The following is a 22,604-nucleotide window of genomic DNA, read 5'->3' as shown; positions in this document are numbered from 1 at the left end:
TTGCGCAAATGTGTGTCCAATATATAATTAATAGCTCTTTTATACTCACAGAATATATCTATGGACCTTCGCCATCTCCGGTACTTCATCGCTGTCGCCGAGGAACTCAACTTCACGCGGGCGGCCGAGCGCTTGCACATCGCCCAGCCGCCGCTGAGCCTTCAGATCCGCCAGCTCGAGGAGGAGATGGATGTGACGCTGCTAAACCGGTCGCGCCGGCACGTGGAGCTGACCGAGGCGGGTCGCATTTTCCTGGAGCAGGCGCGGCAGATCCTGCGCGCTACCGAGAGTGCGGTCATCCAGGCGCAGCGCGCGCATCGCGGCGAGACTGGCCGGCTGACGGTCGGCTTCTTCGAGCACATGTCCTATACGCTGCTGCCGCCCATCCTGCGCGCCTACCGGGAGCGTTTTCCCTCCGTGGAAATCCTGCTGCGCTGGTTTCCGGTCGTCAAACAGGCGGAGGCGCTGCGCCGGGGTGACGCGGATATCTCCTTCATGCGGCCGGTGCCCGACCTTGAGGACGTGACGTGGGAAACCATCCTCGAAGAGCCGTTCGTGCTGGCCGTGCCGGCAAGGCACCCGTTCGCGAACGCCGAGTCGATCTCGCTGAAGGATTGCGCGCAGGAGCCCTTCATCATGTACACGCCCGAGGTGGCGCCGGACTTCCACGCCATGAACATGCGCATGTGCGCGTCGGCGGGCTTCGTGCCGAAGGTCGCGTCGGAAGTGGGGCAGGTCTACACCCTGGTCGGCCTGGTCAGCTCCGGTGCGGGCATTGGCTTCGTGCCGGCGTCGGTCCGGCAGGTGAAGTTCGACCACGTGGTCTACAAGCCGATCGAAGGCCGGCAGCCGACAGTCGAGATCATGCTCGGCTATAGCCAGCGCACCCCAACGCCGCTGATGACCGCGTTCATCGAGACGGCGAAGAGCATGCTGTAAAGGTTCCCCCGGCCTCGCCCGCCGTAACGTGGGCGAGGAGGAGGATGGCGCGGACGTTCAGTCGCGCCGGGATGCCGCCAATAGGCTGCCGTCGACGTGGCGGTCGAGCGCCAGCGGGTTGCCGTCGGCCAGGGCGGCCGGCAACAGGCGGGTGGAAAGTTCTGATAACAAACGGGGCGCAAGGAACCGCTCGATCGCGGCGCTGCCGACCGACGTGCTGCGCGCATCGCGATGCCTTCGGCACGATCTCCCAGCGCATGTGGCAGCAGGGGGTTGACGTTGCTCATTTCGGCGTAGACCGGAATCGGCACCGGCCTGGCCATCGCCTGCCGGAAGAGCGCAAGGCCACCGGCCCGGGAGCCGGTGAAGCCAACCGCCCGGATGGCGGGATGTCCGACGAGCGCCTGTCCGACGTCATAGCCGACGCCAAAGAGCAGCGAGAACGTCCCCTCCGGCAGCACGTATTCGGCCACCGCCGCCTGGATGACACGGCGACCAGTTCGGAAGTGCCGGGATGCGCGGGGTGGGCCTTGACGACCACCGGGGCAGCCCGCCGCCAGCGCCGACGCCGTGTCGCCACCGGCCACCGAGAACACCAGCGGGAAATTGCTGGCGCCGAAGACGGCCACCGGCCCCAGCGGGACGTTGCGCCGGCGCAGGTCCGGGCGCGGCAGCGGCGTGCGATCCGGCAAGGGCGTATCGAATGTCGCACCTTGCCAGTGCCCGGCCCGCACAACCCCGGCGAACAGCCGCAACAGGACCGCCGTGCGCGCCCGCTCGCCCTCCAACCGCGCCCGCGGCAGGGCCGTCTCGGCCATGGCGCGCTCGACGAGGGCGTCGCCCAGCCCTTCGATGCCGAGGGCGATGGCCTCCAGAAAGCTGGCGCGCGTCTCGGGCGTCGTGTCGCGATACCTCGCAAAGCCGCTCGCAGCGAGGCGGCAGGCCCGGTCGACATCGTCGGGGCCTGCGCCGCCGAACACGGGTTCAATGTCGGCGGCAAGCGCCGGAGAAAAGGCCTTGAACGCGCCGGCGGTGGCGCTGACGCTGCCCTGCCCGATCAGCATGTGTCCGGTGATCTTCATGACGCCTTCTTCCCAACGAGCGGGCAGCCACCCTCTTCCATCGGCCGGAACGCCTCGTTGGCGGGAATGGTGGCGATGAGCTTGTAGAAGTCGCCCGCATACTTCGATTCCGACGGCTTCTTCACCTCGAACAGATAGAGCGGGTGGATCTTCCGGCCGTCTTCGCGGATGCTGCCCTTGCCGAACAGCTTGTCGTCGGTGGGCATCGCCTTCATCTTCGCGACCACGGCGGCGCCGTCGCCGTCCGCCTTCATCGCCGCCACTGCCTTCAGGTAGTGGATCACCGCCGAGTACGTGCCCGCCTGCGCCATGGTCGGAAACTTGCCGTTGTTGGCGGCGGCGAATTCCTTGCCGAACTTGCGGTTCTCGTCGGTCATGTCCCAGTACCAGGTCTCGCTCAGCAACAGGCCCTGGGCGGCCTTGAGGCCGAGCGCCTGGACGTCACTGCTGAAGACGAGCAGGCCCGCCAGCTTCTGGCCGCCGGCGGTCACGCCGAACTCGGCGGCCTGTTTGACCGCGCCGATGGTGTCGCCGCCAGCGTTGGCCAGGCCGACTACCTGCGCCTTCGAGGCCTGGGCCTGCAGCAGGTAGGAGGAGAAGTCGTTGCCCGGAAACGGATGCCGGATCTTGCCGAGGACCTTGCCGCCGTTCCTGACGACAACGGCCTCGGTGTCGCGTTCGAGCGAGTGGCCGAAGGCGTAGTCGGCAGTCACGAAGAACCAGCTCTTGCCGCCCGACTTGACAACCGCCTTGCCAGTCCCGTTCGCCAGCGCCCACGTGTCGTAGGCCCAGTGGATCGCATTGGGCGTGCAGGCCTTGCCGGTGAGGTCGGAGGTGCCGCCGCCGGTGACGATCATCACCTTGTTCTTCTCCTTGACGACCTGGTTGACCGCCAGGATGACCGACGAGGTCGGCACGTCGACGATGGCGTCCACCTTGTCCACGTCGAACCAGCGGCGGGCGATGCTCGCCCCGACGTCCGGCTTGTTCTGGTGGTCGGCGGCCACGATCTCCACCTTCAGGCCGTGCTTCTCGGGCGCGAAGTCCTGGACCGCCTTCTTCGCGGCCCAGACCGAGCCGGGACCAGCCAGCCCGGCATAGACGCCGGTCTGGTCGTTGAGCACGCCGATCCGGACCACGCCGTCCGTGATCTCGGCCTGCGCCGTCGAGGCTGCCAGCAGCGCGGCGAGCGAAAGCAGCTTGATGCGAGTGTTCATCCTGTGTCTCCTCTACTGTGGGGATATATATGGGGTGTTCCGTCCAGCGCCCGATCTCACGCCTTTCCTTCCACGCTCCCGCCATGCACGCCTGCTCCGACTGGCGTTTCGTCATGACTTGGTGCTGGCACGGCAGCGTGGCTCGGTGCGGGCCGGCCGCGGCGGTTGCCCGCGATGTTCTGGCACAACGCGTTCAACTCGCCGACGATGCCGCGGCGGAACGCCAGCACGCACACGACGAAGATGCTCCCCATGATCACGGTGATCATGGAACCGACCTTGTCGGCCAAGGCGTTCTGGATGGCGACCACGATGCCCGCGCCCACCACCGGGCCGAAGGCAGTGCCAAGGCCGCCCAGCAGCGTCATCAGCACGACTTCGCCGGAGGTGTGCCAGTGCGCGTCGGTCAGCGTGGCGAACTGGAAGACCAGGGTCTTGGTGGCCCCGGCAAGACCGGCAAGGCTCGCCGAGAGGACGAAAGCCAGCAGCTTGTAGCGCGCGACGTCGTAGCCCAGCGAGGTGGTGCGCGCCTCGTTCTCGCGGATCGCCTTCAGGATCTGGCCGAAGGGCGAATGGATGACGCGGTGGATCAGCCAGAAGGCGAACAAGAAGATCGCCAGCACGAAGTAGTACATGTGCAGGTCCGACGCCAGGTCGATCAGGCCGAACAACCTGCCTCGCGGAATGGCCTGCATGCCGTCCTCGCCGCCGGTGAACGGCGCCTGCAGGAACAGGAAGTAGACCATCTGGGCCAAGGCCAGCGTGATCATCGCGAAGTAGATGCCCTGCCGGCGGATAGCGAGCGCCCCGACGACAAAGCCCGCGGCAGCCGAGACGGCCGTGCCGAGCAGCAGGCCGAGTTCCGGGGTCAGCCCCCAGGTCTTCATGCCGTAGCCCGATATATAGGCCGCCGTGCCGAGGAACGCCGCATGGCCGAACGACAGCAGGCCGGTATAGCCGAGCAGCAGGTTGAAGGCGCAGGCGAACAGGGCGAAGCACAGCACCTTCATCAGCATGACCGGATAGAGCACCGCCGGGGCACCCAGCGCGCCCAGCAGCAGGACGCCGTAGCCAAGACTTCTCATTTTCATTCTCGCCTCACTTTTCCTTGCCAAACAGGCCTGCCGGCCGAACCATCAGCACGAGGACCATGATCACGAAGACCACCGTGGCCGACGCCTCCGGATAAAACACCTTGGTCAGTCCTTCGACCACGCCCAGCCCCAGCCCGGCGACGATCGCGCCAAGGATGGAACCCATGCCGCCGATCACCACCACCGCGAACACGACGATGATCAGGTTCGACCCCATCAGCGGACTTAGTTGCCCCGTCGGCGCTGCCAGCACGCCGGCCAGCCCGGCCAGGCCCACGCCGAAGGCATAGGTCAGCATCACCATCACCGGCACGTTGATGCCGAAGGCCTGGGTAATGCTAGGGTTCTCGGTGGCGGCGCGCAGGTAGGCGCCGAGGCGGGTCTTCTCGATCGTGAACCAAGTCAGCAGGCACACTGTGAGCGAGGCGCCGATGACCCACGCGCGGTATTTCGGCAGGATCATGAAGCCGAGGTTGAAGGCGCCGGCCATTTCGTCGGGAATCGAATAGGGCTGCCCCGAGACGCCGAATTGGTAGCGGAACAGGCCTTCGATAATGAGCGCCAGCCCGAAGGTGAGCAGCAGCCCGTACAGGTGGTCGAGCTTGTACAGCCACCGCAGCAGGCCGCGCTCGATGGTGATACCCGCCAGCCCGACCAGCGCCGGCGCCGCCAGCAGCGACCACCAGTAGCTGATGCCGAGATACTCCAAGCCCGCCCAGGCGACGAAAGCGCCCACCATGAACAGCGCGCCGTGGGCAAAGTTGATGATGTTGAGCATGCCGAAGATCACGGCAAGCCCGAGGCTGAGAATCGCGTAGAACGAGCCGTTCACCAGGCCGAGCACGAGTTGCCCCAACAGCCCCTGTAGCGGGACTCCCAGAATCGTTGTCATGTTGTCTCCTCCGCAGCGGTCTCAGACACCCAGGAGTTCCTGGAGCAGGTGCTGCTTCTCGTGAATCTCGTGCTGGTGGATCTCCGCGGCGATCTGGCCGTGCTCCACCACGTACATGCGGTCGGCCAGCGGCGCGGCGAACCGGAAGTTCTGCTCCACCAGCACGATCGTGTAGCCCTTCGCCTTCAGGTCGCGGATGACTTGGGCGAGCTTCTGCACGATCACCGGCGCCAATCCCTCGGAGATTTCATCCAGCAGCAGCAAGCGCGCCCCGGTGCGCAGGATGCGCGCCATCGCCAGCATCTGTTGCTCGCCGCCCGAGAGCCGCGTGCCCTGGCTATGCCGCCGCTCGTGGAGGTTGGGGAACATCGCGTAGATCTCGTCGAGGCTCATCCCGCCGCCACCCACCTGCGGCGGCAGAAGAAGGTTCTCCTCGCACGAGAGGCTGGAATAGATCGCCCGCTCTTCCGGGCAAAAGCCGACGCCGAGACGTGCGATGCGATGGGCCGGCAAGCCGATTGCCTCGCGGCCGCCGATCATGACCGAGCCGGCGCGCCGCCCCGTCAGGCCCATGATGGCGCGCAGGGTGGTGGTACGGCCTGCCCCGTTGCGGCCGAGCAGGGTCACGCACTCTCCCTCGTTCACCAGCAAGCCGATGCCGTGCAGGATGTGCGATTCGCCGTAGAAGGCATGGAGGTCGGTGACCCGCAGATATTCCGTCGCCATGATCAGTGCCCACCCGGCGCAGCGAGCACGGCATCGGCGCTGCCCATATAGGCTTCGATGACCTGCGGGTTGGCGGAGACTTCCGCGTATGTGCCCTCGGCCAGTACGCTGCCGCGCGCCAGCACCGTGATGGCGTCGCAGATGCCGGAAACCACTTTCATGTTGTGCTCCACCATCAAGACGCTGCGATTGGCCGAGACCTTCATGATGAGCTGCATGACGCGGTCAACGTCCTCGTGGCCCATGCCCTGCGTGGGCTCGTCGAGCAGCATCAACTCGGGGTCGAGGGCCAGCGTGGTGGCGATTTCCAGCGCGCGCTTGCGGCCGTAGGGCATCTCGGCGGTCGTCATATCGGCGAAGTCCTCCAGTCCGACGTCGGCGAGCAATGCCATGGCCCTGTCGTCGAGCGATGCGAGGATTTTCGGCGAGCGCCAGAACTGGAAGGAGATCCCGAGCCTGCGCTGCAGCGGGATACGCACGTTCTCCAGCACGGTCAGGTGCGGAAACACCGCCGAGATCTGGAAGGAGCGCACCACGCCCCGGCGTGCCACCTGCGCCGGCTTCTCGCCGGTGATCTCGGCACCGTTGAACCGGATGGTGCCGCGCGTGGGATCCAGGAACTTGGTAAGGAGGTTGAAGCAGGTTGTCTTGCCTGCACCGTTCGGTCCGATCAGCGCGTGGATGTGCTCACGCCTGACCTTGAGACTGACGTCGTTTACGGCGACAAATCCCTTGAACTCCTTCCTCAGTCCGACGGTTTCAAGAATGAGATCGTTTGCCATGGTCATTTCCGCGCCCGTTGTTGGGACTGCTGAAGAATATGGCCGCAGCTAGATCACGTCCAATATATTATTGGTCGGTTTTTGACACTTTCTGTGTATATATGTCGGAGGCGCGCAGCCAGGCGCGCGCCTCGCGAATTGTCGCGGACGTCGTCGATCAGGACACGATGGAACGCTCTAGCCCAGGCTGGCGCGCGGCGCCGGACGGAAGCGGCCTGGGTGCACGAGCTTGCACAAGGCCTCGACAAAGTAGAAATCGCCGAACATCGTGGCGGCGAGCTGCCGTTCGCCTTCTGCTGACGAACGGCAACTCCTCGGCGGCCATTGCGGGGTCATCGTACTTCTTGCGCAAAATCTGGCGGTTCAGCCCTGAACACGGTATCGAATCAGGTACTTGAAGAATCAGCGGTCACGCGGGACTGAATAACCAGTGAGGCGTTGCTGCAGGCGGCATTCCGGCTCGTTAGCGCCAGATCTTGCGCAAAAAGTACGATGACTCCCAACTGGACTGGCGGATCGGCACATATTCTCCAGCGCCGTAATACGTGCGTTAGGGCGCGAGTCACTCTCGAGTAGACCCGTGGCGACCTTAGCCGTCGAAGGCTGGCTATCTCTGCAAATGTGTGGGAACGGGCGGTGGTGGTCTGCGCTTGGTTGCCGGCTGCGGCAACCAAGCGGATACTGACAGCCGGGTGGCTCGCGACGGTTGCCCGATTTCTTCATTGGACGTTCAGCCCTTTGCCTGCCCGGCAGAGGGCTTTTTCTTTTGCGGGCTCTAACAGGTGGGTGGCCGGCGGGCAGGCACTGAGTTGTCGCAAACAGCAGGATGCCGCAAACCGCAAACCAGCGAGGCCGCAATGTGGATGCGCCGCGGCTCGAAGCGCTGTGAGTTGGCGAACCGGTCACCCCATCGTCTGGGCTGACCACCATTCCGCTCTCGCGCCCGCGCCATGGCGCGCCTTACTATCACCCAGCCTGCGTCACAACATCAAGGTCTACGGGAAGGCTGATGACATCATCCGTTCCGCAATCTCCTGAAGCGCTGCCCGGGCCGCCGCATCGCCGCGCTTTGCTGCTTTTCGCAGGAGCGAAAATCCGTGATTGGCATCGGCGGCGGAGTGTCGCCCATGCAGATGCAGGAGAGCCAGTCGCGCCGTCGCGTGAACAATCCCGCCGGCCGCTGCGAGGCCATAGAAATGGGCCGCCTTGTCATAATCGACCGGTGGCAAATTCTCCCTGCTCTGTCCGGGATAATCGTCCCACGTCACTGCTGCGTTCATCGCGGCCGATGAAATCCCCTGGCCCGCGGCATCCTCATGGAGTGCCAGCGCGCGGTAGCGATCCACCTGGGCGCCGCGTCCCAGCATTAGACTGTCCCCGAGACCGCTCAGTGCTGTCAGACGGACCTGCGCGGGCGCGCCCGGAATGGAGAGGATCCTCTCGAAAAGGCGATTGGCGTACGCGGGATCACAATTCCCACCGGCGCTCTTCAGACAGGCGATGGCCAAGTTGGCGAGGGCCTCGGGAAATGGGGAAGGCGCCTCGGAAAGGGTTTCCCAAAGTCGGCGTGCCGCCGCCTCCCCGACTGGATTCGCGGAGTCCAGGAGCTGGCAGGCGAGCCCGTTGACAACCTGGGGTGTGATGGCGCCCGCCGCTAACTCCCCCGCAAGGTATTCGGTCGCACGTGTGGCGTCGACGTCGAAATCGCCTTCCATTAGTCGCCCGAGCGCTACAACACCCGATTCCAATTCCATCCTTTCCTCCGCTGCGCAGAGCAGGAAGTCTAGCAGCATCGATCCGCCACCTTAGCGGTCGCGCGTATGCGCGGCGCTCCGCCCCCTGGCAGCATTCCCTCGACCTGTTCTGGTCGGTTCAGCCGGCTAAGTGCGGGAGGAAAACGTCGCAGAATTCCTCATGTGCGCGTATTGGCGAGTATTCCTTGCCAAATGGAAGGTACCCATCCATGTCCGACAGGAATTTCCGCGAGGTCATCCGCCGCGCGAGTTCAGCGCGCACGTCCTCGGGGCTGAACGTACTGCCCTCCTGGCTCATGTAGAACCGAAAGGCCGCGCCCACCCGGGCCGGGTCGACTTTGGACGTTGAGCCCGGCGACTGGCTGCAGGACCACGCCCACCACAGGTCGAACAGGTCACGGCCATGCTCGCGCTGCAGGAGCGCTCGCAATTTAGTGCCGAGCATCTCATCGAGATCGTAGGACACAACATCGACCTGCCTGATGCCCTGCTCGGTAGGCACGGCTATCTGGATAGGCACCAGATCAAAGAAGCTCTTGTTTTCGTTGAAATTGACTTCGAGCTTCAGTTGCGCGAGCGCGGCTTCGGTGCTTGCCGGGTCGTAGGTATAGACCATTCGTATGATCTTCGACTTCGCCACGAGATTGCGCACGGCAAGCTGGATGCTTGCAATGACCGACTCCGTCGGCTCCCCGAGGATTGGCGCGACGACGCGGGCGAGCGCCTTCTGGATGTGCCGGACAGGGCGATCACCAACCAACACTAGGTCGATGTCCTCCGAGTAGCGACTGGCTGGCGCCAGATGCCCCTTGTGGAGGACCGTGCCGCCGCGCATGGCAACCTGCCCTGACAGAAACTTGTCTTCAAAAATCGCCGCCACGACTTGGCTGATCAGGTAGTCCTGCTCGACCATCAGGTCGCTGCTCCACGGCGTCTGCGTGCGCCACCGTGCTAGCTCTCGCGCGGAGATCATTGAAGTTCTTTGAAGAGTGCCATTCGATCTGTGGTGTATTCGACGGCCCATCTCGGATCCTGCATGAGCGCGTGCTTCATGCGATCGACGGGGCCTGCCTCAAGTAGTTGAACTGCGCGGCGCCGGCCGTCCAGCCAGGCGGCCACGCACTTCGCGGCCCTGGTCTGGCCAAGTCGGTCTAAGACGAAACCGAGGCGCTGTGCCGCGGCGACCTGCCCCAGCGCATCCAATGCCAGAGTCAAACCGTCGAGGTCGAGATCCTTCGCGAAGTCCCTCGCAATCCGAGCCACCGCTTCAATTCCCCCAATCGCGGTCTGGTGTCGGACCAGGTCCAGGAGTGTGGCCTCACGCGTGCTGACGCGCCAGCGCGAAACTTGCGTTCGCACTCGAGTCACCGGGGTCTCCGCGAGCCGTTCTTTCACATAGAAGTCGACCCGGATGCGACCTACCGCAAGTGAGGATCGCGGCTTGCCTATCATCACCTGGGTCGTCTGCACGGCGTAGTGCGATGAGCCCCAGTGGCGAGCGGCTGAGAGCAGCGCCACATAGTAGTTGGGCTCCTGGTCGCTCAGGCAGTCGTCCAGCCACCAGTCCACCGGCGGCGCGCCGTAGTGAGATTGCTCGGGCGGAATGATGAGCCACCGCGCCGGCCTTTTGGTCGCATTGACCACGTGCCCCTGCCGCGCGAGACGCTGGAGGGCCATTCTGACGGCGGCGCTACCCGGCTCCCGACCGGTCGCGCGGGCGAATTCTTGGGGTGTGAAGAGGTAACGTGCCTGCGCCTGGATAGCGCGCAACGCAACCTGACTCCGATCGGGCCCTAGCGCAGACATGCCTTATCGTGCATACAAGATCATTTGCCGAGTGTAACGCAATTCCTTACTTTGAGCAAACGAGTTTGTCACCTATATGTGCCCTATCCGATGCGCCAGGTCTGAACATTATTCATATCACCCGGTCTGCTCGACGCGGAAATGTTCCACCGTCTGCCCCGCATTGACCGCCCGCCGCAGCCAGTCCGGCATCTCGCCCGTCCCGTCCCAGCTCAGCCCCTCGGCATTGCAGTGGCAGACTGAGCGCGGGCTCGGCGGCGGCGCAAAGCACCCGCCCGCCTCCAACTTTTCCATCGTCAGCCCGTACTCGAGCATCTGAGCCCGGATCCAGCGGATCGCGTCCGCCCGCTTAATTTCCGTTGCCATCGTTGCCGTCACGTGGGTTGAGGGGAGCGCCGGCGCACCCGGTTCTTCATTCGCGATCGGCCCTTGGCCACCGGCCTTCCGCCGCGCGCCCGTCCGCTCGCGCGGCGCCACGCGCAATTCTGCAAGTTGCTGGCGCGCCAGCGCCGCTTCGGCTCCGGCCCGTTCGGCCCGGCGCTGCGCCCGCTCGGCCGCCGCGAGCCGACCGGCCAGCGTCGCTGTCTGCGCCAGTTCCGTGCGCAGGTCTTCGGCCGCGCGCTCGCTCTCCCGACGCGCGGTGGGCTCCTGGTCGGGCCTTCGTGATGTGAGTGCGGGGGTTCGCAAATGCACGCCCATCGCTGCGCAGCGCGTTCCCACCGGGGCGGCGCTACTCATTGGCTTGCTCGTCCCAACGGAAGTCGTCCCTCGGAAACGTACCGTCGTCGCGGCGGGTCTTGTCCCCGACCCGGACCGGAACATGCGGCGCGATCGCCCTCTCTTCGACCATCCAACCAAGCATCGGTGCGGTCCCGTAGGCCATATCACCCGCAATGCGCTCAGGCTTGAGTGCAAAGCGTTCTTCGACACGATCGATCATCGTCTTCGCTGACTCGACCTCTGCGGTTCGATGGGCAGGCGTGCCCCCCTTTCAACAATCCCGTTTCGAACCCTTTCTGTATTTTTCCATGCGTGACGAATGGCTCGTCGTGTGTACAGCGCTCCACTCGGCACAAGTTATGTTTTGTGCACATTGGATATATGTCGTCTGCAGGAGCGCCTTCGCCCGCGCGGAGTTTAGGGTCGGCCAATCTTCCTTCGCGCGCCCGCATCCCGTTGCATCGCGGCTGCCTCCCGCAAGGAAGCCGAGCGGCTGATCCGATGAGCCATGTGGCGCGGGAAAAGGCGGCCGCTTTGCATGACGCCTCCAAATGGGCGAAAACCATGCCGAACACTGCACTCGTCCAGGCAAGACTGCCTAGTCCGGTTGACTCCGATCAATTCTTCTTGGCATTTTCACTAGATCTCTAATAGAATTGCTCAACACCAATTGAAGTAGGCGACGAGCGCCTGGAGACAAATATGCTGACCCATGAAGAGAATGAACTGTTGTGCCGCGTAGAAGGCGATGCCCCGATGGGCAAGCTGATGCGCCAGCACTGGACCCCTGTCTGCCTGATTGAAGAAGTCAGCGAACCGGACGGCGCGCCGGTCAAGGCCCGCGTCTTCGGCGAAGACCTGGTCGTGTTCCGCGACAACGAAGGCCGCGTCGGTGTGATGGACGAGTATTGCCCGCACCGCCGCGTATCGCTGGTGTACGGCCGTAACGAAGACGGTGGCCTGCGCTGTCTGTACCACGGCTGGAAGTTCGACGTGATGGGCAATGTGCTGGAAATGGTGTCCGAGCCGGCCGCCAGCGGCATGACCGAGAAGGTCAAGCACAAGGCCTATCCTTCGAAGGAATGGGGCGGCATGGTCTGGGCGTACATGGGTCCGCAGGACGCCATTCCCAAATTCGTCGCACCCGCCTGGGCACCGACCGCCGACACCCGCGTAAGCATCGCGAAGGCGCTGCTGCCGTGCAACTGGGCACAGATCCTTGAGGGCGCGATTGATTCCGCACACAGCTCAAGCCTGCACTCGTCCGACTTCGTGCCGGCACGCGTCGGCGGGGCCGAGGCAACGTCGAAGAACTGGCTGCGTCCGTCCACCGACAAGGCACCGCGCCTGCAGGTCGAGCGCACCGAATATGGTTTCCGCTACGCTGCGCTGCGCCGCCCAATCTTCAACGCCAACACGCACGACTACGTGCGCTCGACCGTGTTCGTTGCACCCGGCACCGTGCTGATCCCGCCCAACAACCTGTATAACGTCGCGAACATCAACGTGCCGATGGACGACACGAATACGGCGTTCTACTTCATCGCGTGGGGCGATCCCGCGACGACGCCGGAAACCGAAACCTGGCGCAAATTCCTCCGTCAGCAGATCGGCCCCGATCTGGACGAGCGCTACCGTCCGCTGCGCAACCACGAGAACCGCTTCTGGCAAGACCGCCAAGCCATGAAGACCGGCAATTTCACCGGCATCACGGGCTTTCCGAACCAGGACATCGCAATGTGGGTCACGATGGGTCCAATCGCCAATCGTTCCGACGAGCGTCTGGGCGCGAGCGATCTTGCCATTGTCGAATTCCGTCGCCGCATGCTCGATGCCATCGCAGAATTCGAGCAGGACGCCGAAGCCATCGGTACCGGCGCAAAGGCGATCCCGCAGACGGTCTGTTCGTATCAGGCAGTGGTGTCGAAGGAAACCGACTGGCGTGCGTACGCCGCCCGTTATGTCAGTGCGAAACATGCCCTGCCGGATGACGAGCCCGCAGCGATCGCCACCGACTATCAGGTCAGGCAATAAGCGATGAATCCAGCCATGGAACAGCGCCGTTTGCGCATCGGGGTGGCAGGACTGGGGCGAGCGTTTTCGCTGATGTTGCCCACCTTCCTGCAGGACCCGAGGGTTCAACTCGTCGCCGCGTGCGACCCGCGCGAGGAAGCACGGCAGCAGTTCGCCGCCGATTTCGGCGCACGGACCTACGCAGACGTGCTGGACCTGGCCGGCGACCCCGATGTGGAAGTCATCTACGTGGCCAGCCCCCATCAGTTTCACGCGCAGCACACCGAAATTGCCGCAGCCAACGGCAAGCACGTGCTGGTCGAGAAGCCGATGGCGCTCAACGCGGCCGACTGTGATCGCATGATCGCCGCGTGCCGGGCTGCAAACGTGCATCTGATCGTCGGACACTGCCACAGCTTCGATACGCCGTACCTGCGTACGCGCGAACTGATCCGTTCGGGCGATTTCGGTGCGGTGAAGATGATCCAGGCCTTCAACTACACCGACTATCTATACCGGCCGCGCCGCCCGGAGGAACTCATGACGGCTGAAGGTGGCGGTGCCGTATTCAGCCAGGCGGCGCACCAGGTCGACATCGTGCGGATGCTCGCGGGCTCGCGCGCGACGCGCCTGCGCGCAAGTGTCGGCCGGTGGGACTCGAAGCGTCCGACCGAAGGCGCGTACTCGGCGCTGATCTGGTTCGAGAATGGCGCCTATGCCTCCCTCTCGTACAGTGGGTATGGCCACTTCAACAGTGACGAGTGGATGGGCTGGATCGGCGAGATGGGTGACCACGCAAATCCCGATGCCTACGGTAGCGCTCGGAGGCGGCTGGCGACCCTCTCCTCCTCGAATGATGAAGCGCAGCTCAAGGCCGCCGGCACGTATGGCGGCGCCGCATACAAGCCGCCCTCCACCGCGGCAGACGAGCCGACACGCTGTCATCAGCATTTCGGCCCGGTGATCGTCGCGTGCGAACACGCCGACCTGCGCCCCTTGCCCGATTCCATCATCGTGTACGGCGACCAGCAACGGGAGACGCTGCCGCTTTCCCGCCCCACCGTGCCGCGCGGTGAAGTGATCGACGAACTCTACGAGGCCGTCATCGCGGGGCAGGCGCCTCTTCATGACGGTAAGTGGGCAAAGGGCACGCTGGAGATTTGCATCGCCATACTGGAATCGAGCGAAACGGGTAGAGACGTGTCGCTCTGATCGTCGCCTGAAAACAAAAGCCCTCGCACAGCGAGGGCTTCATTCTTTGTGCGGCTCGGCGGGCAGCCGACGAGGACTGCCCCGGCCAACACTACGCGCCTAGCGCCTCAACCCGAAGCGAGAAATCGACCGCCCTGACGTGCTTTGTGAGCCCGCCAACGGAAATGCGGTCCACGCCCGTTTCCGCAATCGCACGCAGCGTTTCCTTCGTCACGCCGCCTGACACCTCCAGACTCGCGCGCCCGTTGTTGATGCGCACCGCCTCCCGCATTTGTTCCAGCGAGAAATTATCGAGCAGGATTGCCCCGGCGTCTGCAGAGAGCGCTTGCGCCAGTTCATCCAGCGTCTCGACCTCGACCTGCACCGGCACGCCCGCACCAAGTACCTGTGCAGCGCGCAAAGTCGGCGCAATCCCACTACCCGCTGCGGCGTGGTTCTCCTTGATCAGGATCCCGTCATACAGTCCTCGGCGATGGTTCTCGCCACCACCGATGCGCACCGCATATTTTTGCGCCAAGCGCAGTCCGGGCTGGGTCTTTCTGGTGTCGAGAATCCGCGCCCTTGTGCCCTTGACGATCTCCACCAAGGCGTGCGTCGCCGTGGCCACGCCCGACAGCAGTTGGATGAAATTGAGCGCCGTGCGCTCCGCAGTCAGAATGCCGCGCGCCGGCCCGCTGATCTGGCATACCGCCTGCCCTTCGCGCATCCATTCGCCTTCGCCAACGAACCATTTGATCGCGATGCCCGGCTCGCACTGCCGCAGGGTTTCTTCAAACCATGGCCTGCCGCACAGCAGCGCGGCTTCGCGCACCGTGAGGACGGCCTCGGCCGAGGCGGCAGGGTCGACGAACTGGGACGTCCAGTCGATATTCCCAACATCTTCCGCGAGCGCTTCGCAGACATTGCGCGTCATTGCCGCGTGGGTTGCTACATCCATTTGAAATGGTCCGTATATTGAGCGGAAAAACTGCATGAGATCGACAGCGGCCACACTGATGCGCCGCCGCCAATCCATTGAATATGTGAAGAAGGGACACCTGGCGACGACCGATGCGAGCCGCCGCACGCATCCGGTACCTTCCTACTCCTCGCCGCGCGCGGCGATCAGACTGCCCATTTCGCGCGTGGACGGGATCCGCAGCGCCGGATCATCCGTCTCGGCTTCGTCGCGCGCCATGTTTTCGATGATCGTCAGGAGCACCTTGCGCGCAATGTTGATCTCCGTGGTCTTCAGGCCCTTGACACTGATCTCGTTGACTTCTTCAGCCAGTGGAACGAGCTTGTTTTTCAGGCTACGGCCGCGGGCCGTGAGATACACGTGCGTGTTCTTGCGATTGCCCGGGGCATAGTGACGCTCGACGTATCCGAGCTTTTCCATCGCGGACACCGCGCTGAAAGTGGTCGGTGTGGTGGTGCCGGCTTCGTCGCTGAGTTCCTTCTGCGTCAGCCCGTCGGTGACCCACAGGATGCGCAGGAACGCCCAGTGGCCAAACGAGACCTCATGCTGCGCCAGGCGCATTTGCAGCCCACGCACCATCGCGCGGGCCGCATCCTTGACCAAGTGGGCAAGACGATCATCCGGCACGGCCTCGCGCCAATGCCGCAGGATGGGATCCTCTCGGGAAGCCTTTGCCTTGCCGGCAGAACGTGTTGCAACCATGCTTTCCTCGCCGTGACTGTAGCCAAAATGGTTCACATCATAGCGCGTTCACCAGTCAATGCGCGTGCCGCCTGGTGGCCGCGCACCGATGCCCTGCAAATTCAGAAGAGATGACGAATACCGATCGTCACACCCGCCTGGTCCATGCCGGGAACCACGTCCACGCCGGTACCGCGAATGCCGACATTGGTCGTTGCGCGGTTGGCAACGTACGCACCTTCTGCATACACGTCCGTGCGCTTGGACAACGCGTAGTCGACCAGCAATGCCCCCATCGTCGGCCCGCCGTTGGAATTGCGGAACTGCGTGTGATAGACACTGGCGGAAATCGACAGCGGCGCGTTCACCTGCCAGGCCATGCCACCCCAGTAGAGCAGCGAACTCGGCGGAGCATCCGCGTTGCGGGTGTTCAACCAGCGCAGACCCGCCAGCGCCTTGACCGGGCCGATTTGGTACGACAGACCCAGCAGCGTGCGCTGCTGGGTATTGCTTTGCGTTGCGATCGACGTGCCCTGCAATTGATCATAGGTCACGCCGACGCTGAACGGACCATGGTCGTACAGGATCGCAGCGCTCATTTCGCGACCCACCTTCGTCGCACCCGGCACCTCTCCGCCGTTCTGAACGGCCGCATCGAAGCCCGTGCTATACAATGCTGCAAACGTCACACCGCCCAGATTCACGCCATAGCGCAGCGAGTTGTCCGCGCGATTCACGAACTGGCTGTCCATGCTCTGTGCGGAATAGCTTGGATTGAACGTCAGAGGGTCATACTTGTACATCAGCTCATAGAGCAGGTTCTGGTGACGCCCCAGCGTCAGCGTACCGCTCGGCGTGGCGATACCAACGAAGACTTTGCGACCAAACAGCCGCCCGCTCTGCCCGAGCGTGCCGGTATCCGAGTTGAATCCGCCCTCGAGCGTCATCACTGCCTTGTGGCCCCCGCCAAGATCCTCCGAGCCCTTCAGCCCCCAGCGCGATCCGGCGAGATTGCCGGACTGCTCGCGCACCACCGAGCCTTTGTTGGCGCCTTGCGCCACCCGGTTGACGTACTCCACACCCGTATCGACGATGCCGTAAAGGGTGACCGAACTTTGTGCATGGGCTGCCGTACCGGCGAGCGCCAGCAGCGCGCCACCGGCACGCGCGATGATTTGTCTTGTCATTTTTTTTGATTTCGTAGTTCTAGGGGGGGGCCCGCCCCCTGGTATTCCCCGCGCATCTGCCTCCTGCCAGATGCGCGACAGCATCAACGCCCGCTGCGGGAATCAGATCTTGAAGCTCTCCAGGCTGGCTGGGTGGAACAACTCAGCCGGTTGAAGACGACGGCTCGACAGCCCCTCGGCGTGGTGCTGCGCAAGGAAGCGGTCGATCACGTGTTCATTGTTGGCGAATCCGTACGACCAGAAATCGTGACCCATCAGGCGTCGCGCGTTGCGCAGTTGGTCTTCGATGAACGGAAGCGTGACCTTGGTGGCCGACGTATCGCTCAAACGCGCGAGCGCCACTTCCTTCGAATGCTCGAAGGCCTTCACGATGGCGCCAGGCAGCCACGGATGCTGCTCGGCCAGTGTCTTTCGGATGCCAAGCGTGTGCATGATCGGGAACAGCTTGCGGCGCTCGTACCATTCCGCGGCGCTCTTTTGCGGGTCGTCAAAAAGGTACTTGACCTGCGGGTGCCCACGGTCGAAACACGACGGTGCACGCGGTCCGATCACGCCGTCGATCTCCCCCTCGGCCAGCAGATTCGAAATCGTCTTCCCTTCCGGTGCGTTTTCAAGCATGACGCCTTCCGGCAGCTTCAGCGAGATCTTCTCCACGCGCGTCGGGTCTTCGTAACCGCCGCGCACCCAGCGGATGTCCGATGCCTTCACGCCATACTCCTCTTCGAGGAACATGCGGACCCACACGTTGGCCGTGAGTTGGTATTCGGGCACGCCGATCCGCTTGCCCTTCAGGTCTTCCGGCCGGTTAATGCCGCGATCAGCACGCACGTAGATCGAGCTGTGCCGGAATGCGCGCGACGGGAACACCGGCACGGCGATGTACGGCGAGGTACCTGCGGCCGTCTTGACCGAATAGCTGCTGAGCGAAAGCTCGCAAATGTCGTAGTCTGCGTGGCGGAAAGCACGGAAGAAGATCTCTTCCGGGTCCTGCAACATGAACACGGGATCCACGCCGTCGATCTGGACGTCGCCGTCGATCAGCGGACGCATCCGGTCATAGTTGCCCACGGCGATGGAGAGTTGAAGCTTGCTCATTTATGTTCCTTTCTAACAATCGAAATCGATCCGTTGCGTGCGCTCTCACGCAACGGATTTCGGCGCCTGTTGCTGACGTGGCACGCCGAAGAGGACCGCAATACCGCCAGCGAAGACCAGCACGGCAACCAGCAAGATGCCCGCCGAGAAACTGCCCGTCACGGTCTTCACCCAGCCGAGCACGATCGGGGCGAAGAAGGCGCCGACCTGGCCGAGACTGCTGATGACGCCGATCCCACCCGCGGCCGCCTCGCCCTTGAGGTAGTTCGGCGGAATGGTCCAGATGATGGCCGCGGCGGCGAAATAGCTCACCGAAACGAGGCTCAGGCACACGATCGCAGCGGCCGGGTTGTGGGTCAGCATCGTCAAGAGCGTTGCTCCCGCGGCACCCGCCGTCGTAGACAGAAAGAAGTGCCAGCGACGCTCAAGCCGCATATCGGAGCTGCGTGCAATCAGCAGCATGGCAACGGCGCCAACGATGTACGGCAACGCCGACAGGAAGCCGATCTCCAGCATGTTGGAGATGCCCGTCTGCTTGATGATGGTTGGCGTCCAATAGTTGAGGATCGTGCCGCAAATGGGTACCGTGGCCCAGCCTGCTGCAATCACATAGACGCGCGGGTCGCGCAGAGCAACCATCAGGCGGCTCGGCGCGCTGTCCGGTTTCTCGCGGTGTTCTTCCTCCAGGGCGGCCACGACGATGTGCTTTTGCGCGGCAGTCAGCCACGCCGCATCCTGCGGTTTGTCGACCAGGTAGAACCAGGCAAACACACCTGCAAGCACAGCCGGCAGGCCCTCAAGGAACAGCAGCCACTGCCAGTTGCGGAAGCCCCAGACATCCGTGAAATTCTGGAGAATCAGGCCCGAAAGCGGGCCGCCGATGATGCCGGCCACAGCAATCGCCAGCAGGAATCGCGACGTGATACGGGCGCGACGCTTCGCGGGATACCAGAACGAGAGATAGAGAATGATCCCCGGCCAGAAGCCCGCCTCCGCCGCACCGAGCAGCGTCCGGCCGAGGTAGAACTGCCAGGGCGCGTTCATGAAAGCCATGGCGGTGGAAATGACGCCCCACAACAGCATGATCCGCGTCACCGTCTTGCGTGCGCCGATGCGCCTGAGCAGCAACGTGCTCGGCACTTCGAGCAGGATGTAGCCGATGAAGAACAGGCTCACACCGAGCCCGTATGCGGCATCGCTGAGTCCCAGGTCCTGCTTCAACTGCAACTGCGCAAAGCTGATATTGACGCGATCGAGATAGTTCAATACCCAGCAGAGGAACAAGAAGCTCATCAGCCTGAGTGTGATCAGGCGATAGGTCGCCTCGACGGCTACGGAATCGGTGCTCAGATGCGGGGGCGCATCCGCGTAGCTCAACGTGGAATCTTTCATTTCGTTGTCTCTTGAGGGCGTTTTGTCGACTCGATCGGTCGGACCTCCGCACTAGACGGTGGTGACCTCTCGTTGCCAACCATTTAATTAGATGTCTAGTTATTAGACTACGAGGCCTTGGTGTCTCTGACAAGTGAGGGTTTATACCTAACCCAGAATTTCACCCGTCGATTACGTCGCTTGCGTAATTAGATCTCTAGTCATATGATACACCCACCGAAGTGAAATGATTCGAATAGAGGGAGACAGACATGACTACCCAGAAAAGCGGTTTTCTGCGGCTGAAGATTGCGGAGAAGGAAAAGATTGCGCGCGACATCTGGCGCTTTGAGCTGACCGATCCGCAGGGCGCGCCTCTTCCGCCGTTCGAAGCCGGATCGAATTTGACCGTCGTGGTGCCCAATGGCATGCGCCGCAGCTATTCCCTCTGCAACGATTCGCAGGAAAGTCGTCGCTACGTCATCGCGGTCAAGCGCGACAGCAACGGTCGCGGCGGATCCATGAGCCTGATCGACAACATGTCCGCAGGTGATCTGATTGACGTGTCCCAGCCGCGAAACGAATTCCCGCTCGACGAGCGTGCGAAGTCGTTCATTCTTGTCGCGGGTGGCATTGGTATCACGCCGATGCTCTCAATGGCGCGCCGACTGAAGGCGGAAGGCTTGCGGGATTTCAAGCTGTACTACCTGGCCCGCGACCCGGAAGGTACGGCGTTCCTGGACGAACTCAGCAGCGACGAGTGGCGCTCGACGGTGAAGATTCACCACGATTTCGGCGACCCCGACAAATCATTCGACTTCTGGACTCTGTTCGAGCGGCCCAAGGCAGCGCACATCTACTGCTGCGGCCCGCAGGTGCTGATGGACACGGTACGCGACATGACGGGTCACTGGCCGTCTGGCACGGTTCACTTTGAGAGCTTCGGCGCAAACAACGTGAACGCGCAGGTGAACACGCCGTTCATGGTTCAACTCAGGCGCACCGGCACGTCGCTGGACGTCCCGGTTGATCGCTCGATCCTTGACGTGCTGCGCGCCGCAAACGTGCACGTTGCAAGCTCATGCGAAAGCGGTACCTGCGGTTCCTGCCGTACCGGGCTGTGCTCGGGAGAAGTGGATCATCGAGATCTAGTGCTGCGCGACGACGAGAAAGCAACGCATATCATGGTCTGCGTGTCGCGCGCAATATCGGGCGAATTGATACTGGACCTCTGAGCCAGCATCGATCGCAACGCGCTTGCTCGGCGGTTGGCCATCAGGGACGTCGATTTGAGCCAAGGGCCTTCGCGCAGCCATAAAATGGGACTTACATCTGCGATATGCGAAGCTGCCGCCACATCAGCGCTGCGGTTCAGCATCACATCCGCAGCGCAGCACACAGGCACAACACAAGACCTTGAACATGAACGACCAGACTTCCTCCCGCGCCCCATCAACCCGGGATGCCAATGCGCCGACGCCGACTCGCGACAGCAGTCTCGCCTGGTCCGACGCGCGCCTGCTCGGGTTCACTCCCATGGACGACGTGCATAAGGAATTCTACGCGCTTGCACTGAAACTGGTGACCTGCTCGGATGCGAGTGCCGCGGAAGCGATCGAACAATTCGAACAGCACGCGATCAGCCATTTCGGGCAGGAAGACGAATGGATGTGCTCCACCAGTTTCCCCGCACGGGACTGCCACGTCGACGAGCACGCGGCTGTGCTGAAGTCGATCGGTGGAGTTAAACAAGCCGTCGCACAGGGGAAGGCCGACGCCGAACTGGTTCGAAACATCGGGATGGCCCTCTTTGACTGGTTCCCAGGTCATGCCGACTACCTGGATTCCGCGCTGGCAGCCTGGATGACCAAACAGAACATGGGTGGAAAGCCCATCGTGTTGCGCCGGACACTTGACTGAATTGCTCGCACCCCCACGTCGGCACCTGGAGGGCAATACATCTAAATGACGCCACTCTCGTAGACCGTACTAAAAGTGTCACCGTTGCGAAAGTAATTGTGTCAACTGGCGCCTAAGCGGTATCCCAAAGTTCCTGTAATCCCCGCCGGGTATTACCTTGCGCACCGCGAAATAAAAGTGTCACCTGCGAGAGCCGGTCCAAGCGGGCATCCAATGACTGCCCGTTGGCACGACCGATCACGCGGCCCCCTTGCGTGGACGCTGCCCGCGCGCTGCACAGCGGCAACGTCTCAGTGCGTTTAGGCTTGTTCGACGCCTGCCAGTAACGCGCGGTGGCACACTCACATTCCTGCGGGTGACGGCAGGCATCAAACAACCCTAAACGGTTCGGGACGTTTGCTGCCTTGCTCCCGCAGACATTCGAATGTCGGCTTCGCCCTCACAAGGGCCATGCAGAGCCAGAGCGCTAACCTTTGCTGGTCGTGCGCGGGCAGTGGGTGTGACGAAATACAGACCGCCTTCGGGCAAGCTCCAGTCAGTCAAAATCGGTTCAAGCTGACTGTCGGCAAGGTACTGAATCGCAACAAATTCAAGGAGTTCAGCGATCGCAAGTCCCGCAAGGAGCGCGGGCAGCAAAGCTTCCACGCTCGTTCCTCGCGAGGCCCCGGTCGGTGTAACTGCGCATTCCTCGCCACCCATAAAGGCTTTAAAGGGTGCGGACAGACTGCCCATGTAGGTTGGTGCCCCCATGATGATGGCATCTGCGTTGTCGAGCAGGCTCCAATCGAGGTGCGCCTCTTCGGCTTTGACGAGATCAACGGCAACACCGTTTACGCTGGCTGCGCCCTGGGCCACCGCCTGGGCGACTTTCACGGTATGTCCGTATCCGCTGTGATAGAGCACGGCCACTTTAGTGGAATATGACATCTGAACCTCCCAATTCATCTTTGAACGGTCGCGGATGCGCCGTGAACTCATGGTAGGTTGAAGCGTCGGTCCCAGTTACCCAATCCACCCAAGTTAAGCCTCCCTCAGCAAGCCTTATAGGCGGCATGTCGATGAGGCTTATTAGGTGGGGGGTGTACGCCCAATCCACCCAAGTTAAGCCTCCCTCAGCAAGCCTTATAGGCGGCATGTCGATGAGGCTTATGACGA

22 protein-coding genes and 2 pseudogenes are annotated in these 22,604 nt (G+C 62.9%); 5 read left to right on the top strand and 19 right to left on the bottom strand.

Annotated elements, in window-relative coordinates; all coding sequences use genetic code 11:
* Nucleotides 1-60: 60 nt before the first annotated feature.
* On the top strand, nt 61-939 hold the full coding sequence (locus ACGLHR_RS34015) for a LysR family transcriptional regulator (protein WP_400099354.1): 879 nt from the start codon (nt 61-63) through the stop codon (nt 937-939).
* On the opposite strand, the gene ACGLHR_RS34010 is transcribed toward ACGLHR_RS34015, so the two are convergent.
* The 11 genes from ACGLHR_RS34010 to ACGLHR_RS33960 all read right to left on the bottom strand — a co-directional run bounded on the left by ACGLHR_RS34010 (nt 873) and on the right by ACGLHR_RS33960 (nt 11,232).
* Entirely contained in the window at nt 873-2,021 is a 1,149-nt protein-coding gene (locus ACGLHR_RS34010) for an aldehyde dehydrogenase family protein (RefSeq protein ID WP_400099352.1), read from the bottom strand. The two genes, ACGLHR_RS34015 and ACGLHR_RS34010, sit on opposite strands and share 67 nt — an antisense overlap.
* Nucleotides 2,018-3,238, bottom strand: a complete 1,221-nt coding sequence (locus ACGLHR_RS34005; RefSeq protein WP_045243140.1) for an ABC transporter substrate-binding protein — start codon at nt 3,236-3,238, stop codon at nt 2,018-2,020. Before ACGLHR_RS34005 ends, ACGLHR_RS34010 begins: the two co-directional genes overlap by 4 nt.
* A gap of 56 nt (nt 3,239-3,294) precedes the next feature.
* Complete coding sequence (locus ACGLHR_RS34000) at nt 3,295-4,323, bottom strand: branched-chain amino acid ABC transporter permease (RefSeq protein WP_400099351.1); 1,029 nt, start codon at nt 4,321-4,323, stop codon at nt 3,295-3,297.
* Between the two features lie 13 nt (nt 4,324-4,336).
* Nucleotides 4,337-5,224 (bottom strand): branched-chain amino acid ABC transporter permease, encoded by an 888-nt coding sequence (locus ACGLHR_RS33995; RefSeq protein ID WP_400099349.1) that lies wholly within the window; start codon nt 5,222-5,224, stop codon nt 4,337-4,339.
* Between the two features lie 21 nt (nt 5,225-5,245).
* A complete protein-coding gene (locus ACGLHR_RS33990; RefSeq protein WP_400099347.1) occupies nt 5,246-5,950 on the bottom strand; it encodes an ABC transporter ATP-binding protein in 705 nt (234 codons plus the stop codon).
* A 2-nt stretch (nt 5,951-5,952) separates the two neighbouring features.
* The gene (locus tag ACGLHR_RS33985; protein ID WP_400099345.1) at nt 5,953-6,732 is read right to left on the bottom strand and encodes an ABC transporter ATP-binding protein; all 780 of its coding nucleotides are present in this window, start codon (nt 6,730-6,732) and stop codon (nt 5,953-5,955) included.
* A 995-nt stretch (nt 6,733-7,727) separates the two neighbouring features.
* Nucleotides 7,728-8,486 (bottom strand): tetratricopeptide repeat protein, encoded by a 759-nt coding sequence (locus tag ACGLHR_RS33980; RefSeq protein WP_400099344.1) that lies wholly within the window; start codon nt 8,484-8,486, stop codon nt 7,728-7,730.
* Nucleotides 8,487-8,604: 118 nt separating this feature from the next.
* Nucleotides 8,605-9,399 carry a nucleotidyl transferase AbiEii/AbiGii toxin family protein gene (locus ACGLHR_RS33975; protein ID WP_400099342.1) on the bottom strand — a complete coding sequence of 265 codons (795 nt, stop codon included), beginning with the start codon at nt 9,397-9,399 and terminating at the stop codon, nt 8,605-8,607.
* A gap of 56 nt (nt 9,400-9,455) precedes the next feature.
* Complete coding sequence (locus ACGLHR_RS33970) at nt 9,456-10,256, bottom strand: type IV toxin-antitoxin system AbiEi family antitoxin (protein WP_400099341.1); 801 nt, start codon at nt 10,254-10,256, stop codon at nt 9,456-9,458.
* A gap of 153 nt (nt 10,257-10,409) precedes the next feature.
* A complete protein-coding gene (locus tag ACGLHR_RS33965) occupies nt 10,410-10,658 on the bottom strand; it encodes an H-NS histone family protein (RefSeq protein WP_400099381.1) in 249 nt (82 codons plus the stop codon).
* A 364-nt stretch (nt 10,659-11,022) separates the two neighbouring features.
* On the bottom strand, nt 11,023-11,232 hold the full coding sequence (locus tag ACGLHR_RS33960) for a hypothetical protein (protein ID WP_400099339.1): 210 nt from the start codon (nt 11,230-11,232) through the stop codon (nt 11,023-11,025).
* Between the two features lie 482 nt (nt 11,233-11,714).
* On the opposite strand from ACGLHR_RS33960, the gene ACGLHR_RS33955 reads away from it, so the two are divergent.
* The gene (locus ACGLHR_RS33955) at nt 11,715-13,046 is read left to right on the top strand and encodes a Rieske 2Fe-2S domain-containing protein (protein ID WP_400099337.1); all 1,332 of its coding nucleotides are present in this window, start codon (nt 11,715-11,717) and stop codon (nt 13,044-13,046) included.
* 15 nt (nt 13,047-13,061) lie between these two features.
* On the top strand, nt 13,062-14,237 hold the full coding sequence (locus ACGLHR_RS33950; protein WP_400099336.1) for a Gfo/Idh/MocA family protein: 1,176 nt from the start codon (nt 13,062-13,064) through the stop codon (nt 14,235-14,237).
* A 91-nt stretch (nt 14,238-14,328) separates the two neighbouring features.
* On the opposite strand, the gene nadC is transcribed toward ACGLHR_RS33950, so the two are convergent.
* The 5 genes from nadC to ACGLHR_RS33925 form a co-directional block, all read right to left on the bottom strand.
* Nucleotides 14,329-15,174: a carboxylating nicotinate-nucleotide diphosphorylase gene (nadC, locus tag ACGLHR_RS33945; protein WP_400099379.1), complete on the bottom strand. Its 846-nt coding sequence runs from the start codon at nt 15,172-15,174 to the stop codon at nt 14,329-14,331.
* A gap of 144 nt (nt 15,175-15,318) precedes the next feature.
* Complete coding sequence (locus ACGLHR_RS33940) at nt 15,319-15,897, bottom strand: MarR family winged helix-turn-helix transcriptional regulator (protein ID WP_400099334.1); 579 nt, start codon at nt 15,895-15,897, stop codon at nt 15,319-15,321.
* A gap of 101 nt (nt 15,898-15,998) precedes the next feature.
* On the bottom strand, nt 15,999-17,063 hold the full coding sequence (locus tag ACGLHR_RS33935) for a porin (protein WP_400099332.1): 1,065 nt from the start codon (nt 17,061-17,063) through the stop codon (nt 15,999-16,001).
* 102 nt (nt 17,064-17,165) lie between these two features.
* The gene (locus ACGLHR_RS33930; protein WP_400099330.1) at nt 17,166-18,158 is read right to left on the bottom strand and encodes a PhnD/SsuA/transferrin family substrate-binding protein; all 993 of its coding nucleotides are present in this window, start codon (nt 18,156-18,158) and stop codon (nt 17,166-17,168) included.
* 45 nt (nt 18,159-18,203) lie between these two features.
* Complete coding sequence (locus ACGLHR_RS33925) at nt 18,204-19,550, bottom strand: MFS transporter (protein ID WP_400099328.1); 1,347 nt, start codon at nt 19,548-19,550, stop codon at nt 18,204-18,206.
* 251 nt (nt 19,551-19,801) lie between these two features.
* Here ACGLHR_RS33925 and ACGLHR_RS33920 point away from each other — a divergent pair, with 251 nt between their 5' ends.
* On the top strand, nt 19,802-20,764 hold the full coding sequence (locus ACGLHR_RS33920) for a PDR/VanB family oxidoreductase (RefSeq protein WP_400099326.1): 963 nt from the start codon (nt 19,802-19,804) through the stop codon (nt 20,762-20,764).
* 187 nt (nt 20,765-20,951) lie between these two features.
* A complete protein-coding gene (locus ACGLHR_RS33915; RefSeq protein ID WP_400099324.1) occupies nt 20,952-21,449 on the top strand; it encodes a bacteriohemerythrin in 498 nt (165 codons plus the stop codon).
* Nucleotides 21,450-21,827: 378 nt separating this feature from the next.
* On the opposite strand, the pseudogene ACGLHR_RS33910 reads toward ACGLHR_RS33915, so the two are convergent.
* The 3 genes and pseudogenes from ACGLHR_RS33910 to ACGLHR_RS33900 all read right to left on the bottom strand — a co-directional run.
* A pseudogene (locus ACGLHR_RS33910) lies at nt 21,828-22,142 on the bottom strand (LysR substrate-binding domain-containing protein); the annotation flags it as partial.
* Nucleotides 22,143-22,157: 15 nt separating this feature from the next.
* Nucleotides 22,158-22,376: pseudogene (locus ACGLHR_RS33905) on the bottom strand (flavodoxin domain-containing protein); the annotation flags it as partial.
* Nucleotides 22,360-22,604: hypothetical protein (locus ACGLHR_RS33900; RefSeq protein WP_400099322.1), on the bottom strand; the 245-nt coding region annotated here is incomplete at its 5' end. The gene ACGLHR_RS33900 and the pseudogene ACGLHR_RS33905, both read right to left, overlap by 17 nt.

The organism is Cupriavidus sp. CuC1 (assembly GCF_044627735.1).
In the GTDB taxonomy this organism is placed as follows: domain Bacteria; phylum Pseudomonadota; class Gammaproteobacteria; order Burkholderiales; family Burkholderiaceae; genus Cupriavidus; species Cupriavidus ulmosensis.
Note: the sequence above shows the minus strand (reverse complement) of the source record. Positions and strands in the feature narration are given on the sequence as shown.

Excerpts from the sequence above, each read along its gene's own strand:
- ACGLHR_RS34015 (WP_400099354.1), top strand. The coding sequence starts at position 61 with ATGGACCTTCGCCATCTCCGGTACTTCATCGCTGTCGCCGAGGAACTC.
- ACGLHR_RS34010 (WP_400099352.1), bottom strand. The coding sequence starts at position 2,021 with ATGAAGATCACCGGACACATGCTGATCGGGCAGGGCAGCGTCAGCGCC.
- ACGLHR_RS34005 (WP_045243140.1), bottom strand. The coding sequence starts at position 3,238 with ATGAACACTCGCATCAAGCTGCTTTCGCTCGCCGCGCTGCTGGCAGCC.
- ACGLHR_RS34000 (WP_400099351.1), bottom strand. The coding sequence starts at position 4,323 with ATGAGAAGTCTTGGCTACGGCGTCCTGCTGCTGGGCGCGCTGGGTGCC.
- ACGLHR_RS33995 (WP_400099349.1), bottom strand. The coding sequence starts at position 5,224 with ATGACAACGATTCTGGGAGTCCCGCTACAGGGGCTGTTGGGGCAACTC.
- ACGLHR_RS33990 (WP_400099347.1), bottom strand. The coding sequence starts at position 5,950 with ATGGCGACGGAATATCTGCGGGTCACCGACCTCCATGCCTTCTACGGC.
- ACGLHR_RS33985 (WP_400099345.1), bottom strand. The coding sequence starts at position 6,732 with ATGGCAAACGATCTCATTCTTGAAACCGTCGGACTGAGGAAGGAGTTC.
- ACGLHR_RS33980 (WP_400099344.1), bottom strand. The coding sequence starts at position 8,486 with ATGGAATTGGAATCGGGTGTTGTAGCGCTCGGGCGACTAATGGAAGGC.
- ACGLHR_RS33975 (WP_400099342.1), bottom strand. The coding sequence starts at position 9,399 with ATGGTCGAGCAGGACTACCTGATCAGCCAAGTCGTGGCGGCGATTTTT.
- ACGLHR_RS33965 (WP_400099381.1), bottom strand. The coding sequence starts at position 10,658 with ATGGCAACGGAAATTAAGCGGGCGGACGCGATCCGCTGGATCCGGGCT.
- ACGLHR_RS33960 (WP_400099339.1), bottom strand. The coding sequence starts at position 11,232 with ATGATCGATCGTGTCGAAGAACGCTTTGCACTCAAGCCTGAGCGCATT.
- ACGLHR_RS33955 (WP_400099337.1), top strand. The coding sequence starts at position 11,715 with ATGCTGACCCATGAAGAGAATGAACTGTTGTGCCGCGTAGAAGGCGAT.
- ACGLHR_RS33950 (WP_400099336.1), top strand. The coding sequence starts at position 13,062 with ATGGAACAGCGCCGTTTGCGCATCGGGGTGGCAGGACTGGGGCGAGCG.
- nadC (WP_400099379.1), bottom strand. The coding sequence starts at position 15,174 with ATGGATGTAGCAACCCACGCGGCAATGACGCGCAATGTCTGCGAAGCG.
- ACGLHR_RS33940 (WP_400099334.1), bottom strand. The coding sequence starts at position 15,897 with ATGGTTGCAACACGTTCTGCCGGCAAGGCAAAGGCTTCCCGAGAGGAT.
- ACGLHR_RS33935 (WP_400099332.1), bottom strand. The coding sequence starts at position 17,063 with ATGACAAGACAAATCATCGCGCGTGCCGGTGGCGCGCTGCTGGCGCTC.
- ACGLHR_RS33930 (WP_400099330.1), bottom strand. The coding sequence starts at position 18,158 with ATGAGCAAGCTTCAACTCTCCATCGCCGTGGGCAACTATGACCGGATG.
- ACGLHR_RS33925 (WP_400099328.1), bottom strand. The coding sequence starts at position 19,550 with ATGAAAGATTCCACGTTGAGCTACGCGGATGCGCCCCCGCATCTGAGC.
- ACGLHR_RS33920 (WP_400099326.1), top strand. The coding sequence starts at position 19,802 with ATGACTACCCAGAAAAGCGGTTTTCTGCGGCTGAAGATTGCGGAGAAG.
- ACGLHR_RS33915 (WP_400099324.1), top strand. The coding sequence starts at position 20,952 with ATGAACGACCAGACTTCCTCCCGCGCCCCATCAACCCGGGATGCCAAT.